We start from the raw sequence: 1164 nt of genomic DNA, 5'->3' as shown, positions 1-1164 counted from the left end.
GTTTGTTGTGAAGATCCTATTTGTCGATAACGGCGGACTAATTGTTTCATCTCCTCTTTATTCTGAGCAAATCCTAACTTGAAACGAGTCTCTTTAGTTTTCCCCTCTGCTAAATTAAAAATAACTTGAATGACTCCACAAGCATCCATGCCTGCTCCTGTTTTTCCTGATAGACGAGTATGCTTCATCGCTTCAGGATCAGATAAACTTCCATTTTGCCCAATAAATTCTTTTCGATCGCCTGTCACTGTTCGGGACTCATTGACATCTATAAAAGCAATCTTTCCTGCGAAATCTGAGTTATAAAAATTATGAGCAAAAAGCGCTCCTGTTTCTATATCGACTTCTGTCTGAGTATGTAAAAGGCTTTTAGATTTTTTCTCTGCCAACACCCATTCATAATAGCCAGTAACAGATAAGTTCCGCGGACGATTGGATAGATTCTTTATTTTTAAGATTGTGAATTTTATTGATGTGTCCAAAGCCACATACATCCACAGTTCTGATTTTATTCCATTTTCAGTATGCTCAAAGACAGTATAGCCAAAACCATGTCGAATAACATAAGGGGTATTTCCTCTTGCGGGATATGGTGTTGGAGACCAATACTGTCCGGTTTCTTCGTCGCGAATATAAAAGGCTTCACCCGATGAGTCCAGTATTGTATCGTTATGCCAAGGTGTAATACGGAATTCATGTGCATTTTCGCCCCAGGTATAAGCACTTCCACTCTCAGATACCACCGTTCCAAAATGTTCATTTGCCAATACATTACACCAAGGAGCGGGTGTCGATTCTCCCGGTTTTAATGTAATAATATATTCCTGCCCATCGGGAGAAAATCCACCAACGCCATTTGAAAAAATAACATCATTGGGTACAAATTTTGTTGTACTGACCTCTTCAATAGCGTGTATTGGTTTTAATATCGAAGTCTGAACATCTGTAGTTAACTTACCTTCCATTTGGTCGAATAATGTCCCTTGCTCATCATCTATTACAATTCGGGCAACAGACTGAAGAAGCAATATATCTTCATGTGGCATATGCTCTATCCGTCGAACATAAATGCCACCTTGCTTTTCTAAAAACGTAGCATCTACGCCACTATGTATCAGGTTTATTATCTCATCATACAATGATTGGCGATACACCGATGTGTCT

At 39.1% G+C, this 1164-nt stretch carries 1 pseudogene; it reads right to left on the bottom strand.

Annotated elements, in window-relative coordinates:
- Positions 1 to 1164, bottom strand: a pseudogene (locus tag IR083_RS11655) (hypothetical protein); the annotation flags it as partial.

It is taken from the genome of Dysgonomonas sp. GY75, from assembly GCF_015234155.1.
Lineage (GTDB): Bacteria > Bacteroidota > Bacteroidia > Bacteroidales > Dysgonomonadaceae > Dysgonomonas > Dysgonomonas gadei.
The sequence above is the reverse complement of the archived record's forward strand: the minus strand, read 5'-3'. Positions and strand labels throughout refer to the sequence as shown.